A 14,512-nucleotide genomic window follows, 5' to 3' on the forward strand; every position below is an offset into this window, starting at 1 on the left:
GGGCTGGTGTGATGTGTCGATGAGGTCCTCACGCTGGCCGGTGGCGTGATCATCGGGGCGAGATCGTCCGCCCTGTCTGGTTACCGCTGTACTTCGCTGTTCGCCAGGACGAGCAGGGCCCGCAGGAGCGTGGTGGCCTGCCGGGTGTCGGTGCGGAGTTTGGTCAGGGTCCGCCAGTTCTTGAGGTCCGCGAAGCCGTGTTCGTTGGCGGCGCGTTCGCGGCTGACCAGGCGGTTCGTCTCCTTCTCGGCGGCGGTCAGCTGGTGGTTTCGGGTGGCCTTGCGGCCGGTGATGATCACCGGGTCGTCGTCGGGTTTGTCGTCGAGGCCGACGAAGCCGAGGTCGGCCAGGGCGCCGAGGCCGGCTTCCCGCAGGTGTTCGGTGATCTTGTTGTGGCGGGCGGTGGTGATTTCGCTGGACCGGCCGGGCCTGGCCGCGGAGATCCAGATCAGGTTGCCCTTCTCGTCGGTCAGAGCGAGAAACAGCAGGCCATGGGTCTTGTGCTTGCCTGAGTAGTTCTTCCGGTCGTCCTTCCCGGTGCGGCGGCGGGTGCGGATCAGGGTGCCGTCGAGGAGGACCACGACCCCGCCGCCGCGGGCGATCTTCTTCAATGCCCGGTCCAGGCGCGGGGCGCGGGCGGCCAGCAGCCTGACGACTTCCTTCACCCAGCGGCGGACGGTGGACTCCCCGACACCGTTGCCGCCGGCCATGTCGGCCAGGCGCTGGTCGTGACGCAGGACGGCGAGCACGATGACGGCCTGCTTACCGGGTTCGGCCTTGCGCCAGGGCGAGCGCATCTGGTTCCGGCGCCGGCGTATCAGGTCGGCGACGAGGTCGATGGTCCGCTTCGACAGCGGGAGGCGGACCTGGTAGACAACTTCTTGAGCGCCCTCGGCGGGCTGGTTTTTCGTCACACATCAACCAACTCCCGCCGGGGGCCCTCGCGTTACGGCAGGAATCGGACCGTCCGTCCGTCAGCACCGCTGGTCAGCGTGGTCGGTAGCGGCCCGATGCCGTGCGGACGAGCCAGCCACGGTCGGAGAGTTTGCGCAGCTGGCCGCGGACCGGCTCGATCTTCGCCGGGGTCGTCTCCCGGCCCAGCGCGAGGGCGACCTCCTTGGCCATCACCGGACCGCCCGCCCCCGCCACGATCTCCATGATCCGGCGGTACTCCCAGGTCAGGGCCTCCAGCCCCATCCCCTCGACGCGATCGGGCACCACCCGCATCCCGCCCGCACCCGGGCCCACCGTCACAGCAACCGGCTCCGGCTCCGGCTCCGGCTCCGGCTCCGGCTCCGGCTCCGGCTCCGGCTCCGGCGACACGATGCCCGACGGCCGCCGTCCACCGCCCGTGGCCTCGGCCCACTGCCCGAACACCACCTCTGCGGCCTCCAACCGGGCCACCTCCAGCTCTAGTTCGCCCAGCTCCTTACGCAGCACCTCAACACGTTTCGCCAGCTCAAGCCGCCGCCCGATCGTCCACGTCAGCACGTCTGTCATGAACATCCCTCCCGACGCGGAACCTACGCGGCAGCCCCGAACCTCACGCCAGAACCCGCGAGAACGCCCGCGCCGGACGATCTCGTGCTAACGATCACCCCGCCTGCCAGCGCGAGGACTTCACCCGCGCATCACACCAGCCCCACTGAACTGCGGAAACGAACTTGGCGAAGGCTCAGTGTCCAGTAGGCGTTCGCGAAGAGCGAGGTAGGCGGGGGCCTTGTGTGAGTCGGGCTCGATGATGCTGAAATGGTCTCCTGGCAGCATGAAGACGCGGGGAAAGACACCCTGAGCGGAGGCTCGGACGACGACATTGTCCTCGATGCCCCCGAAGACCCAGAACGGGATGGGGCACATGGCCGGCCCGACTTCCGGAGCCTCAACGACCTGTCTGAGTACGGTGCGTTGTGCGTCCTTCACCTCGGAATCGAGCGGCGCGAGTGCGCGCACTTGAGGGTTGCTCCGCCACCACGCATTGCGAAGCGGACGTACGAAATCGGAGCCGTCGTTGGGACAGGCAAACAGCACGACGCCTTGGATCTTGGTGAGCGCCTCGCCCTGCCCGTCGTTGAGCATCCGCGCAAGGTAGCGCTGCACGATCAGCCCGCCTTGGCTGTGAGCGACCAGGACCAGGCGGTCGTATTCGGATGCCTCGAAGTGCAGGAACGTCTTCAATCGCTCTGCGAGATCGTTGTAGTCGGGCGTGCGGCGGTCAGGTCTGAAACGGCGGAGTTTGGGCGACGCGTAGGCAAACCGCGTCACCGTGACTGAAGCCAACTCCTCATCGGATTCGATGAGACCAGCGAACGTGTCCCACGTCTTCTCGGACGAGAAGAGCCCGTGGATGAACACCACTCCCAGGTTGGTGGTGCCTGAGCTCACTACGCCTCCGTGTACTCCTCGCGATGCCTGCGTGCGACTGATTGTCGCGCACCGATGACGCTGCTCCGAGCCCGTTGCACACAGAGACGCTCAACCGTTAGTGCCGTGACTGCTGGTGGAGGACCGACGTCGGGACACTACCGGCCAACAGGCCGCGGAGACACTCACTCATCCCGGCACGTCAAGCTGGTTCCCTCAAGGCTTGGACCGCCGTATACCGTCCCGCTCCGAAGGTGTGAAGGCGACGGGTGCCATCACAGCAAAGGCTCAATAGGTGGCTCTCATGGTCCATCGTGGGATTGATGAACGTGCACGTCGGCTGGCCCAGCGTGGGGAGAAACGGGAACTCCACCCCGCCCAGGCTGAGTGCGGGGCCCTTCAATCGACGTCAGCGCCTTCTCTACGGCTCGCGCTGATAGCTCATTCCGAAGACCAGCTTCGCGGTGGGCCGCACCATCGGATGTACTGCGAGTGCTAACGGCTTCGGTCCGAAGCTGCTTATCAGCCTGGGCGTCCTTTTCCTTGGCCCGCCGAAGACGTGCGGCCTTCTCTTGCTGTGGTGTTTCCGCTTCCGTGAGACCTACCCCCCGCCCGCGCCTAGTCCGGCCCCTGACGTGCCGCCTCTCATGGTGGCGAGGCCGGTCATGATGTGCCCTTCCGCCACGAGGCACCGAGTTCGGCGAGCCGCCCTCGAAGGGCGCCGCGCTGTTCCTCCAGGTCCTGCGAGGCGGGCGAGAGGAGATAGACGTTGTCGTGGAAGAGGCGGAACCCGAGGCTCTGCCATCCCTGGGCGATCTTGGTGTTCACGCGGTCCCACTCGCCCTGGTCTGTCAGACGTCGGCTGCTGAGGTCGGTGATGCCAGGTGAGCAGGCGATGGCCCGGCATCCGGTCATGAGCCGGTGGATCGCCTCGATGGCGAGTGCAGGGGCCAGGCCGTGTCCGCGCCAGTGTGGCTCAAGGGTGACCCGGTCCATGACGAGCAGGGCGGAGCCGACGTACTCCAGCCTCTCGCTGACCTCGCTGGTGAACGAGCCGGTCTCGGGATCGAGGAGGACCTGGGCGGTCTCGTACAGGTCCTCGGACTCCTCTTCCATGGCCCGGAACGCATTCCGGCCACGGTCGAGGTGCACCCGGTAGAACGTCATCGACCCCACGGTGACGTCCTCGACCGTGCACGCGGGGCACTCCACGGTTACGCAGCTGCTCGTGGCCGCCGGCCCCTGGCCTCCGTCGTGCACCCGCCGGCGGTGGAGGACGGACACGCTCCATCGCTCCAGCGTGTCTGCCTGCGGGGTGTCCCAGAGTTCGTCGTCGTAGGAGATGCGCAGGTACAAGTCGGAAGGATCCCCTGGAAGCTGAGGCCGCTTGCTCACCCGGCAAGGTCCTGCACGATGGCTTCAAGGACCGCATCCGAACCCTCGATCGACGTGGGCATCACGACACCGACCACCGTTCGGTGCGCGGCACCGCCCGACAGCAGCGACGGCTCGGGCTTCTTGGTCACGATCCGCAGGATCCCGTGTCCGGGAGCCCCCTCGATCCGGTAGCCGGGTTGGAGGCGAGAGAGCCACCCGTGGTCCACGGCCACCGCGGCGCCCTGTAGCGCGCCAATACGCAGGCCGCGGGTCACCCAGGCCGACCAGGCGACCTCGCTCCAGTCCGCGCCGTCGGCCGGGTCCGGGATGACGTCCGAGAGGTCGGGGTGCTGCTCAGACACCCAACGCGAGGGCTGCGCCTTGCGGAGGACCCACTGTCCGTCCCGGCCGACCTCGCCAGGGTCGAGCCCTGGGGTGAGGCGCATGTCGAGAGCGACGTGACCGTCGGTGATCCGGTCGCCGTGAACCCAGACCTTGTCCTTATTGACGACCCAGTCGCAGAGCCGCTCCATTGACGCTGTCACTCGTTGTGCTCCCAGGAGAGATCGTTGCCCTCCCACAGTAGGACGGTGAGCACGGAAAACCCCTTTGGATGTGACTGAGCGCGCCAGCTGGCCATCGACTACCTCAGTTGGCGGCGCCGATCAGCAGCCTGCGTGACACGACTGGCCTCGGTCGGTCTTCGCTACACGGCTTAGTAGTCGAGATTGATGCGAAGCCTAAGGAGTCTGCCGAGCGCGAACTCAACCTGAGCCATGTCCGTACCTGTCAAGTGATCTACGGGATCCCCGCACACGAACTGTGTGTCGATGGTGCGGACCTGGTCCGCCAAGGCCGCTGTCTCCCGGCCGGCAATGACCAGACGGGGACGGAAGATCGCTTGCTGTGCACTGGTCGACGTCGGCACGATGACCACCGTCGACCAGGTGTCGGGGGTGTCGCTGAGAACGATGCCGAACCGCTTGCCCCGTTGTTCGTGTCCCCGTTTCGCGTCGCCGAGATCAACGGGGTACACCGAGCCGCGGATCACCGCTTGCGGGCCCGGCGGGCGGCGGCGCGGGCGGCGCGAAGACGTGCCAGTTTGAGGCGGGTCAGGTTCCAGGACGCAGCACGAGCCTCGCCGGAATGCTGCCGGACCAACGTCTCGGAACCCTTCACAGACACGGGTATCAGCGCATCGGCCTCCCGGACTGCCTCCGCAATGTCCATGTCCACGAGGGCGCAGTCAGAGGCAGAGAACACAGGCAGGGCAAACGACGAGTGCCACCCAAATAGCCGGGCCTGCTCCGAAGGGGCGTCGGTGATCTCTGCGAAGCCCCTGATCAGCTCGGCGGTCTTCGCGGTGTCAGGCACGCGCACGGAGAGAGGGGAAAGGAGCAATGGGGTGGTGTGCTCGAAGGGCTTGAGGGAGAGGGCCGCCTTCAGGGTGTCATGGTGGAACCAATGAACCGTGCCGGTTCCAGTGTTCTCACCAGTCATCTTGGTGGTGCGCCCGCGAAGATCGGTGGCGCGACCGTCCTCGTCGTATCCCCACTCATCTTGCTCGTCGGAGAGGTCTTCACCACTCGCAGCGATTCGCTCCATGTCCTCGCGCGCCTGCTTGTCCCACCGCTCACGGTCAAGCGCGCGCAGCGCCCGACGAAGCACATCGGAGGTCGACTCATCGGGACGCTTGTGGGCCTGGATTATCTCGTTGTCCTCCTGTGAAGGACGGAATCCAACGCTCATGATTCGAGCGTACAACGTTTGTTCAACATGGGGGGGATCTTCACTAGTGCCGTATCAGGCAACGTTCGCCCTGTTGTGACGCGCTGTCCGGGTGTCGGTCCGGGCGGCGCGGGCAGGTCATGCTGTTCTCGTGGCAGAACGAGTGCGGGTCCGGGAGATCGACGATGACGAGGGCCGGCGGCTGCTGCGGATCATCCGCAGGGGCACCGGATCGGTGGTGACCTGGCGGCGGGCCCAGATGGTGCTGCTGTCCGCCCAGGGCATGCCCGTGGTGAAGATCGCCGAGGTGTCGTTCACCAGCGACGACCGGGTCCGCGATGTGATCCACAACTTCAACACCGACGGCTTCGACTCGCTCTACCCGAAATACAAGGGCGGGCGGCCCAGGACGTTCACGCTGCCCGAGCGCCGCGAGATCAAGAAGATCGCGAAGTCCAAGCCGACCGAGCACGACCTGCCCTTCTCGACCTGGAGTCTGTCCAAGCTGGCGGACTTCCTGGTCGCCGAGGGGGTGGTCGACGACATCAGCCACGAGGGCCTGCGCATCCTGCTCCGCGAGGAAGGCGTCTCCTTTCAACGCCTGAAGACCTGGAAGACCTCCCGCGACCCCGACTACGCGGCCAGGAAGGCCCGCGTCGAGCACCTCTACGCGATCGCCGACGGCGAAGTCCTACCCGAGGAGGGCGAGCCCGAAGTCATCTTCTGCATGGACGAGTTCGGCCCGCTCAACCTCATGCCCCACCCCGGGAAGCAGTGGGCCGAACGCGGCGGCAAAGGCAAGGACCCCGACCGTGAGCCGCGCCGCAGACGGCGGGCCACCTACAACCGCTACGGCGGAGTAAGGCACCTGTTCGCCGCCCTGGACCTGGCCAGGGACAAGCTCTACGGCCACATCAAGCTGGTCAAGCGCCGCACCCAGTTCCTGGAGTTCTGCCGCTACCTGCGAACCCTCTACCCGCCGACGGTGCGGATCGCGATCATCTGCGACAACTGTGAGGATCATGGTGTGCCGCAGGGGGCCGGAGCCTGACCCGTGCGACAACTGGCCGCAGCTGCCTTGGAGTAGAACTGTCGGCCCCGGCCTCCTGCGGTGCGTACTGCCGCCGGCCCGGTGAACGTGTCCCGATAGGGGCTTTGCTGCACAAAGCACCGTCACAGTTCTGACCGTCCACCGGACCGGTGTCAGCCACCAGACCCAGTCCAAGGAGCCTCGTGACCGTCACCAGCATGCCCCAGCCGACGCTGCCCGCCCAGCGGGTCCCCGCCCCGGCCCAGGAGGCCGAGGACGTGATCCTGGGGGTGGACACCCACAAGGACGCCCATGTTGCTGCGGTCATCACGACCCTGGGTGCCTCGCTCGCTCAGCAGGAGTTCCCGACAACCGCCATCGGCTATCGCCAACTGCTCACCTGGGCAAGATCGTTCGGCTTCCTGCGTCGGGCCGGTGTCGAGTGCACCGGCTCCTTCGGAGCCGCGCTGACCCGAGTTCTGCGCCGGGAGGGCATCGACGTCATCGAGATCAACCAACCCGATCGTGCCACCCGGCGCAAGCGCGGCAAGACCGACGCCATCGACGCGGACGCGGCCGCTCGTGCAGTGCTGTCCGGACGGGCCACCACCGTGCCGAAGAGCGCGGACGGGCCCGTGGAGGCCATGCGGGTCCTGCGGCTGGCCAAGGAATCGGCGGTCAAGGCTCGCACGCAGGCGCTGAACCAGCTCAAGGCTGTCCTCATGTCCATCGACCCGGACCTGCGTGAGGTGCTGTCCGGCCTGAGTAACCCTGCGCTGGTCGCCACCTGTGCGGCCCTCGACGTCGATGACCGGGGCGAGGCTGTCTTCACGATGCGCCTGCTCGCCCGCAGGGCCCAGCACCTGTCCGACGAGGTCAAAGAGCTCACCCGCCGCACCACCAGGGCCGTTCGTGTCTGTCGGCCCCAGATGCTGGACCTGGTCGGCGTCGGGCCCGACAGCGCCGCTGTCCTCCTCATCGCCGCAGGTGACAACCCCGACCGGCTCGTCGACGAAGCGTGCTTCGCCGCTCTGTGTGGTGTCAGCCCGGTCGAACAGTCCTCCGGCAAGACCCAACGCCGACGCCTGAACCGCGGAGGCCACCGCCAGGCCAACGCCGCCCTCTACCGCATCGTGCAGACTCGCATACGCTGGGACGAACGCACCCAGTCCTACCTGCAGCGACGCACCGCCGAGGGCATGTCCAAGCGCGAGATCATCCGGTGTCTGAAGCGGTACGTCGCCCGCGAGCTCTACCGGTACATCCAGCCCCGAGTCACCAATCGGGTCCCTTCTGCGGCTTGACGAAACATAGGGGCTTCTATTCCCCGCACCTGACCACGAAGAAGTGCCAGCGGGTCGGCACCTGGGCCGCCGCGAACAACGTCGAGATCGCCTACACCCCGACGAACTCCTCCTGGCTCAACCGCATCGAAGCCCAGTTCACCGCCCTGCGCTACTTCACCCTCGACGGCACCGACCACGCCACCCACAAAGAACAGGGCAGCATGATCCGCCGCTACATCATCTGGCGAAACCGCCACGCCGACGACCGGCACCTACGCGCCGTCGTCGACAGGGCCAACGTTGCCTGATGCGGCACTAGCTACCTGCCGCCGCACTGAGCGTCAAAGCAGCCATCTGAACCACTCAAGGGTCACGTCAGGCGCTTAGTCACATCGGACAGCCGGGTCAGCAGCGTTCGCACTGGCAGCAGAATTCGAACACATGATTGAATCTGAGCATGCGCCCCATGCCAACCGACCTCGCCCATTGCCTCGAAGCGCGGCAGAGCGCCTACCGCCAGCTCGCCACCCGGCCGTGCACTTCGCTGCGACGCGAACTCATCCGGCTCTCGACGACGGGGCTGTTCCACCCGTACTGGGAGGGCCGCCTGACGACCGCCGCACGGTCGGCGATGTACGCGGGGAGGGGCACAGGAAGCTGACTGTGCGACGCCCCCGTACAGGGATGGTGCACTTCATGTCCCAGCTGCCACCTGATCAGCTCCGGCTCCGGGCGATCCTTGCCTACATCGACCGCCAGATAGCGGAACACCAGGCTGTGGCCGTCTATCTGCGGCTCCAGCGGGACGCTGTGCTGGCCGCGCTCGCAGACTCCGAGGGCCGTCGTCCGCAGCGGCCGGCACGCAGGCCGAAGGGCGGGGGCCATCTCCCCGCCCTCGCCCCGCCGTCGGCGAGGGATGTGGGCTTCGTCGTACAGCAGAAACGCACCCCGACGGGGCCCGAGCCCGCCGTGATCCACTTGGATGACTGCACCATGGTCGAGGGCACTCCGCATCGGATCAGAGCGGACGAGGCGCGGGCGGCACTGACTGATCCGAGTATCGAGCCGTGCCAGTTCTGTCGGCCGGACACCGAGCTGGGCGTTGACGTGGCGTGACCGGCCTGACCACTGTCCGGCCTGTACGAGGAATGGGCGTGCTCTTGGGCGCATGGGTGAGATGTGTCAGCGCATCGCCTCCGTGACGGATCGGAGCGCCGTCACCCTGGACGTGGGCGTCTACGGAGAGAGGTCCGAGGGGGAACGTGTCCAGCCGCCGGTGTCGGTCAGTCGTCAGTCTGGGTCGTGCCCTCGTCGAATGCTGGTACGTCGCCGGGCCTCATGTCGTGGCGGATCCGGAGAACCCCGACCGGGTGTCTCCACGCTCCTCGGTCCCGGGCGGTGTCCACGTCGATCTCGGTGACGGTGTCCGGCTCGACGAGTATCACGTCGAGCGGGGTCCGCGATCTCCACGACGTCGTGAAGCGCACGCCCGCCCAGGGGTGAGCGGGCCCGGCCGCGGTCAGCCGCTCGCCGAGGCTGCGGGCCACTTCGGGATGCAACGGCATAGTGCGGGCGACGAGCCGCAGCGTCCCGCCTTGGTCGTAGCGGCCGAGGAGTGCGGTCCGGGGACGGTCCAGGGCTCCGGTGATGCCGCCGACGATGGCCTCGGTCGTGTCCCTGCGGCGGATCTTGTACCAGCCGCGCACCCCGGGCAGGTAGCGTTGCGCCCCGCCCTTCAGCTTCCCTGTCAAGTTCAGCGTGTTGAAGCGAGGCCGGCGGACGGACAGCGTCAAGGACCACGCCTCACCTCCTCGCGATGACGTGCACCTTGCCCCCGGCCTCTGCCAGCTGCTGGCGAAGCTCTTCGTTTTCAAGTTGTGCGAGATGGAGGGCGCCGACGAGAGCTTCATTGTCTGCCTTCAACTGTCGGATCTCTTCCGCATCATCCTTCCGTAGTCGCTTCAACCTGGCGACCTCCCGGCGGAGGCGTTGTTCGCTGTCTGGAGTGCCGCCGAGGGCTCGCACCTTCTGGTAGAAGAGGTTCTTGAGGTCGAGGTGCCGTTGGGTGAGCGCGTTTCTCGGAACTCCTGCCTCTACTGCCAGAGCGACGATGGTTAGAGCGCCGCTTGAGTTCTCCGATTCTCCAGTGAGGATTCGTTCCATGGCCGCTTTAATGCGGATGCGCTCGTCGTGTGTGGGACTCACTCTGTTTCCTTAAATTTCTGTTTGGGATCCCGGATTCGGCGGGACCCGGTGGGCGCAGTTGCGCAGTGATTCTCGAAGCCGACGAAACGACTCACCGTCTCGCTGCCCAGCCACCAGGGCCCGGGCAACTGCACGCGCTTAGGCGCCGATCTCGCTGTGCACCGTTGGCAACTCCACCCTCCGCCCGCAAAGATCGCGGGTATGGCATCCCACGTGAACCAAGCCCGCGCCCTGTCCTTTGATACCGTTGCCACGCAGTACGCTGCGACCCGCCCGGGCTATCCACCAGCCCTTTTTGACGCCGTAGAGGAACTCGCCGGCCGAGCGCTGGCCGACGCCGACGTGCTGGACTGTGGGGCTGGCACCGGCATCGCCACCCGGCTGCTGAGCGAACGCGGCGCCCGCGTCGTCGCCCTGGAGCCGGGCGCCGGTATGGCCGCGGAGCTGCGCCAGGCCGAGCTGGAGGTTCCGCTGGTGCGGGGTGAAGGGAACCGACTGCCCTTCGCCGCCAGCAGGTTCGACGTGATCACCTACGCCCAGGCTTGGCACTGGACCGACCCGGCCCGCTCCGTCCCCGAAGCACTGCGTGTGCTGCGCCCGCACGGCGTGTTGGCCCTGTGGTGGAACCAGGCCGACGTCAGCGTCCCGTGGATCGCGGCGGAGGAGGACCGGCTCGCGCCCTTCACTCGCGGTTTCCCGACGACTGTGGCCGAGCTCTTTGCTTCGTTTCCGGTCAGGGTGGCTACCCGCGAGATCACGTGGTCGCGCCGGATCACCGTCGAAGAGCACGTCCGCAACCTCGCCACCCACTCGCACTTCGTGGTCATGGACCCCGTCGAGCGGACAGAACTCCTCGACGCGAACCGTACCGCGCTTGCGCGGCTCTTCCCCGATGGCGAGCTTGATGAGCCGTACCGGTGCGGTCTGACCGTCGTACGGCCGGCCACCACTCATGCCTGATCAGAGCTGGAACTCAAAGGGTCACTGAGGATGACGCGAGAGCGGTCGTGGTGGTCGGCTTGGGCGCGAAGAAGGTCGGCTCGGGCGCGCATTCGATGACCGAGTGGATCTGGAACGTTGAGGGCTTGCCCGTTCAGGGATTCTGCCTCCTTCCTCATGAGCCGGGCATGGCTATCGAGCCGTGCCACGTTCGAGCATGACGAGACGCATCGGTCCAGGCGAGGCGATTCTCTGTTGGTGACACGATTGCAGAGCGCCCGGTCGGGTTTATAGACACACATGAGCATGGCCGATGGGTTGTCATAGACCGCCAGTGATGGGTTCTGAAGAAGTGCACGAGCCTGCCGTGCGGTGACCACGGATCCGGAGAATTCAGGGGCATGCTGGGCCGCGTTGATCGCTCTCCGAGCTGCTGAACCAGATACTCCTTCACCGTTCGCCAAGTCATCGTTGAGCGCGGCGAGAGTGTCGGCAACCGACAGGGCCGTTTCAACGTCCAGGAGGTCATGGATCCCGTCCCGACTTCGGGATGCGTATCCGACGCTCATGGCAGTACGCATATGTCCGTACTGAATAGCGAGTGCGACCAGGCCGCCCGGACGCCTTGCTATATGCCAGGCCAACGTTCGACGAAAACGTGATACCCCGACAGCTCCGTACTTGTCAGCTGGGATCACCTCATGAGGGCGCCCAAAACGCTTGGCAAGGTCCGAAGCCCACATGGTGAAGTTTTCGATCCTCTTGTTCATCGTTTCTGGTATAACGCCGCCGAACAAATATCCCTCCGGGGTCAGGCGCTCAACGATGCGAATAGCCTTGACCACCGGGTCAATTGCAACCCACGGCACATCGCGTAGGACACCTTGAGGAACGTGATTCCCCTCGTCGTCGAGTGCCGTCTTGAAGACGCGGCTGTAGATTAGGTGCCGTCCTGACCTCGGATCGGGGCAACATCCCTTTTCGAGTCCCTGAACTTCGCGGGGGCGCATTCCGGTCAGGTACGAGACCGCTACGTAAGCGGCAGTGAGCAGATGGCGCCTTAGGGCCTCAACCTCCGAGTAGTCGATGAATTCCGTCCATGGAAGTCCATCGATTTGTCCAACTACCTCAGTGAGGACTGGAGCTGGTCCGCTGGCAGACAGAAGATGATCCCTCCAAGACCCTTCGATAACCTGACGGTGGACCTGGCGAATCGAAGCACCTGTCACGAAGGAGATGTACTTTGCCGCGAGGCCACTCCGGTTTCCGGCAGCCATACTGGGCGGCGATATTCCGGCAGTTATCAGCCCTCTTAGATATTCCTCAAGCGCAGCCCCACCCGCTGGAGTGGAAGGTGTCAGTTCACTTTGGGTCAGTATCTCTTCCCTCCTGTCGATGGCGCGAAGGATGTCGTCGGAAAAATCGTCGACCACGCGGAGGGCCCAGATGAGCAATGGGCCCATGGTTTGAGGTGTGATCGGGGCGGTGACGTTCTCGCCAGTGGACGATCCGGCTGGAAGGAAGTCATCGGCTCCTTCACTGAGCCACGGTGGTTCGCAGATCCCGATAGGCAAGGGATTCGAAGAGTCGAGAGCCCACAGTCGCGTGATAGAGGCCAGCACCTTCTGGACGGAAACGCGTGGCTGGCCTCGGCTTCCAAGATGGAGGGCATACGCTCGCAAATTCTCAGGAGTGCAATCGCGCAGCGAGGCATGACCTGATTCCTCCAGCCACTGGCAGAAGGCCCGCCATTTCATAGCCATGGGATAGACCTGGCCTGGAGACACCGTGGTTCGCCAACGGGATGGCTTTCCTATCAGAAAGCTTGTGGGCAGCGATGTGTTGATCAGCAACCAGACCAGATAACGCAGCTCTGATTGAAACGAGACAGGGAAGCGATCCCAATGAATCGTCTCGATTGATGTCCCTGGCCCGTGCGCCAGGCCAGCCAGATTCCAGGACCGGTCTCCGAAGCGGGGTATCGGTCCGGTGAAACCCTCGGCTATCAGACCGGGGAGAATGGCATCAGCATCCGGAGCCGGATAGAAGTAGACCTCTTGAACGGAAACGGTCACAGATCGTACTGTCCTTCCAGGAGTCGCTTGACGACTTCCTTGTCGCCTGACGAGACTCTTGCCGACGCATCAGTCCAGATAGCGTCACCCAGCCGAGCCTTCAAGTCCTCCAGGCGCATAAAAGGAGAGCCCCACTCCTCTGCCCATATTTCGTCTCCCAGAACGGAGCGCAGACTGGCTATCGAGCGATGCAGATATCCCAAGCGGGGATGATGTTTTGGGTGTATCCGCGCGTTCGGGCAGGCCGTACACATCAAGAACGAGGCATTGCAGCCCATTCCCGGTGTGCTGAACGGACTGTTCTCGTAGTCGGAGCAGTCCGCGGTGGGCGTCTCCTGCCCGCCGGCCTCGGCGGACGCGGCCAGTTGCGCACGCAGGACGACCTGCTGAGCATGGGCGAGGGCGCTCTCGGCCCCTTTCGCGATGATCGGGACGGAGGCTTCCTGAACCTGGGGCTCGGGGAGGACGTAGACGCTGTCGTGGGTTTCCTGGCTGTTCTGACCGGGCTCTCGACGATGCAGTGCATTCACTGTCTTGCGCATCCTGCGCAGGGGCGCACCAGTCAGGCCGGTTTCGTTCAGCCAGCAGTCCGCAGCATTCTTCGTGAGTCCGATGCTGAACGGTGTGACGGGAGATAGGTTCCTCGACCCCGGCTGGGAGTTTCGCCAGACGAGGAGGAAGTCGAGGCTGTTGTCGGCAGCAGTGACGAAAGCTCTAGCGTGAGACGTCGCCTCCAGTGCCTGTGTGATCAGTCTCCCCGGGGTGTCGGCACCGCCGTCCGTGACGTTCCTCGTCTCGAAATGACGCCCCGCGCCCCGTCTTGGCTTTTCCAACTCCATCCGGTAGGTGGGGAATCCCCCGGATCCGCTGTCGGACATGGCCCGCGGTGTGCACATGTCTGATACGACCGTCGCGTTCAGCCCGAACTCCATGACAAGCAGAACAGACAGCGCATATGCTTCGGCGCGGCTCAGGAATAGGCGCATCCAGGTCCACTGGGCGTTGTCGCCCCCGAGCGCGGTGACGTACTGCGGAAGATTGCGCTTCCAGCCATTGTCGCGGCGGATGTGAGGAACGTAGCCGGTCCGGGTAAGGGCGTCCAAGGCTTCCCCGATGAGCCAATCCCGGCTCTGCGGTTCGAAGGCACCAGCGCGCCACTGATGAAGATGTGCAGTGTTGGATTGGATCCTGAGGTGGGCGGAGCGGAATATCTTCCGGGCCGCCGCACGTACCTCCTGAAACTCGTCCGGGGCCAGTGCTTGCTCCTTGGTCCTGACAGTTGGAAGCCGCTTGGCCATCGCGGATCTCGTCGCCTCGCTTAGGTCCGCTTGTTTGCGCAGGAAGCCGCCCAGAGAGGTGACTTGGTGGTAACCGTAGATGCCCTCAGGCCGACGCATCCGCCATCTGTTCCACAGAGCTGGCGTGAGGTCTTCAAGTCTCTGAGGCGGGATATCCTGTCCGGCGCAGAAGCGACCGAACGCGAGAAGGTAGAACCACATGGCTCGGCTGGA

General features: G+C 65.2%; 15 protein-coding genes and 2 pseudogenes. 6 read left to right on the forward strand and 11 right to left on the reverse strand.

The genetic code is table 11. From position 1 onward, the window contains the following. Nucleotides 1–80 precede the first annotated feature (80 nt). The 7 genes from F9278_RS15175 to F9278_RS47070 form a co-directional block, all read right to left on the reverse strand. On the reverse strand, nt 81–914 hold the full coding sequence (locus tag F9278_RS15175; RefSeq protein WP_152168808.1) for a transposase family protein: 834 nt from the start codon (nt 912–914) through the stop codon (nt 81–83). A 73-nt stretch (nt 915–987) separates the two neighbouring features. Next, nucleotides 988–1,500 carry a hypothetical protein gene (locus tag F9278_RS46175; RefSeq protein WP_193241491.1) on the reverse strand — a complete coding sequence of 171 codons (513 nt, stop codon included), beginning with the start codon at nt 1,498–1,500 and terminating at the stop codon, nt 988–990. 120 nt (nt 1,501–1,620) lie between these two features. Continuing rightward, nucleotides 1,621–2,382 carry an alpha/beta fold hydrolase gene (locus tag F9278_RS15185; RefSeq protein ID WP_193241493.1) on the reverse strand — a complete coding sequence of 254 codons (762 nt, stop codon included), beginning with the start codon at nt 2,380–2,382 and terminating at the stop codon, nt 1,621–1,623. A gap of 642 nt (nt 2,383–3,024) precedes the next feature. Beyond that, nucleotides 3,025–3,717, reverse strand: coding sequence for a hypothetical protein (locus tag F9278_RS15190; protein WP_152168813.1), 693 nt, complete (start codon nt 3,715–3,717; stop codon nt 3,025–3,027). A 35-nt stretch (nt 3,718–3,752) separates the two neighbouring features. Then, nucleotides 3,753–4,271, reverse strand: coding sequence for a hypothetical protein (locus F9278_RS15195; RefSeq protein ID WP_152168814.1), 519 nt, complete (start codon nt 4,269–4,271; stop codon nt 3,753–3,755). A 182-nt stretch (nt 4,272–4,453) separates the two neighbouring features. Further along, nucleotides 4,454–4,789 (reverse strand): type II toxin-antitoxin system PemK/MazF family toxin, encoded by a 336-nt coding sequence (locus tag F9278_RS15200; protein ID WP_152168815.1) that lies wholly within the window; start codon nt 4,787–4,789, stop codon nt 4,454–4,456. Further along, on the reverse strand, nt 4,786–5,487 hold the full coding sequence (locus F9278_RS47070; protein WP_226966753.1) for a hypothetical protein: 702 nt from the start codon (nt 5,485–5,487) through the stop codon (nt 4,786–4,788). Before F9278_RS47070 ends, F9278_RS15200 begins: the two co-directional genes overlap by 4 nt. Nucleotides 5,488–5,617: 130 nt before the next feature. Between F9278_RS47070 and F9278_RS15210 the strand changes: the two are divergent. The 5 genes and pseudogenes from F9278_RS15210 to F9278_RS15230 form a co-directional block, all read left to right on the forward strand. Beyond that, a pseudogene (locus tag F9278_RS15210) lies at nt 5,618–6,490 on the forward strand (IS630 family transposase); the annotation flags it as partial. 224 nt (nt 6,491–6,714) lie between these two features. Next, the gene (locus tag F9278_RS15215) at nt 6,715–7,800 is read left to right on the forward strand and encodes an IS110 family RNA-guided transposase (protein WP_193241993.1); all 1,086 of its coding nucleotides are present in this window, start codon (nt 6,715–6,717) and stop codon (nt 7,798–7,800) included. Nucleotides 7,801–7,817: 17 nt separating this feature from the next. Then, a pseudogene (locus F9278_RS15220) lies at nt 7,818–8,090 on the forward strand (IS630 family transposase); the annotation flags it as partial. 149 nt (nt 8,091–8,239) lie between these two features. Then, the gene (locus F9278_RS15225; RefSeq protein ID WP_152168818.1) at nt 8,240–8,443 is read left to right on the forward strand and encodes a hypothetical protein; all 204 of its coding nucleotides are present in this window, start codon (nt 8,240–8,242) and stop codon (nt 8,441–8,443) included. Nucleotides 8,444–8,478: 35 nt separating this feature from the next. Beyond that, a complete protein-coding gene (locus tag F9278_RS15230) occupies nt 8,479–8,898 on the forward strand; it encodes a DUF6233 domain-containing protein (protein WP_226966755.1) in 420 nt (139 codons plus the stop codon). A gap of 167 nt (nt 8,899–9,065) precedes the next feature. Here F9278_RS15230 and F9278_RS15235 read toward each other — a convergent pair whose 3' ends face one another. Then, the gene (locus F9278_RS15235; RefSeq protein WP_193241495.1) at nt 9,066–9,533 is read right to left on the reverse strand and encodes an ATP-dependent DNA ligase; all 468 of its coding nucleotides are present in this window, start codon (nt 9,531–9,533) and stop codon (nt 9,066–9,068) included. Nucleotides 9,534–9,585: 52 nt separating this feature from the next. Next, complete coding sequence (locus tag F9278_RS15240) at nt 9,586–9,987, reverse strand: hypothetical protein (RefSeq protein ID WP_152167259.1); 402 nt, start codon at nt 9,985–9,987, stop codon at nt 9,586–9,588. A gap of 201 nt (nt 9,988–10,188) precedes the next feature. Between F9278_RS15240 and F9278_RS15245 the strand changes: the two genes are divergently transcribed. Next, nucleotides 10,189–10,947: a class I SAM-dependent methyltransferase gene (locus tag F9278_RS15245; RefSeq protein WP_152167258.1), complete on the forward strand. Its 759-nt coding sequence runs from the start codon at nt 10,189–10,191 to the stop codon at nt 10,945–10,947. On the opposite strand, the gene F9278_RS15250 is transcribed toward F9278_RS15245, so the two are convergent. Both F9278_RS15250 and F9278_RS15255 read right to left on the reverse strand, forming a co-directional pair. Then, on the reverse strand, nt 10,938–13,001 hold the full coding sequence (locus tag F9278_RS15250; RefSeq protein ID WP_152167257.1) for an integrase: 2,064 nt from the start codon (nt 12,999–13,001) through the stop codon (nt 10,938–10,940). The two genes, F9278_RS15245 and F9278_RS15250, sit on opposite strands and share 10 nt — an antisense overlap. Continuing rightward, a complete protein-coding gene (locus F9278_RS15255) occupies nt 12,998–14,500 on the reverse strand; it encodes a hypothetical protein (RefSeq protein ID WP_152167256.1) in 1,503 nt (500 codons plus the stop codon). Before F9278_RS15255 ends, F9278_RS15250 begins: the two co-directional genes overlap by 4 nt. Nucleotides 14,501–14,512 lie beyond the last annotated feature (12 nt).

The sequence above is a fragment of the Streptomyces phaeolivaceus genome (genome assembly GCF_009184865.1).
Lineage (GTDB): Bacteria > Actinomycetota > Actinomycetes > Streptomycetales > Streptomycetaceae > Streptomyces > Streptomyces phaeolivaceus.

Coding starts and splice junctions, on each gene's coding strand:
- F9278_RS46175 (WP_193241491.1), bottom strand. CDS start 1,500: ATGACAGACGTGCTGACGTGGACGATCGGGCGGCGGCTTGAGCTGGCG.
- F9278_RS15195 (WP_152168814.1), bottom strand. CDS start 4,271: ATGGAGCGGCTCTGCGACTGGGTCGTCAATAAGGACAAGGTCTGGGTT.
- F9278_RS47070 (WP_226966753.1), bottom strand. CDS start 5,487: ATGAGCGTTGGATTCCGTCCTTCACAGGAGGACAACGAGATAATCCAG.
- F9278_RS15215 (WP_193241993.1), top strand. CDS start 6,715: ATGCCCCAGCCGACGCTGCCCGCCCAGCGGGTCCCCGCCCCGGCCCAG.
- F9278_RS15225 (WP_152168818.1), top strand. CDS start 8,240: ATGCGCCCCATGCCAACCGACCTCGCCCATTGCCTCGAAGCGCGGCAG.
- F9278_RS15230 (WP_226966755.1), top strand. CDS start 8,479: ATGTCCCAGCTGCCACCTGATCAGCTCCGGCTCCGGGCGATCCTTGCC.
- F9278_RS15245 (WP_152167258.1), top strand. CDS start 10,189: ATGGCATCCCACGTGAACCAAGCCCGCGCCCTGTCCTTTGATACCGTT.
- F9278_RS15255 (WP_152167256.1), bottom strand. CDS start 14,500: ATGTGGTTCTACCTTCTCGCGTTCGGTCGCTTCTGCGCCGGACAGGAT.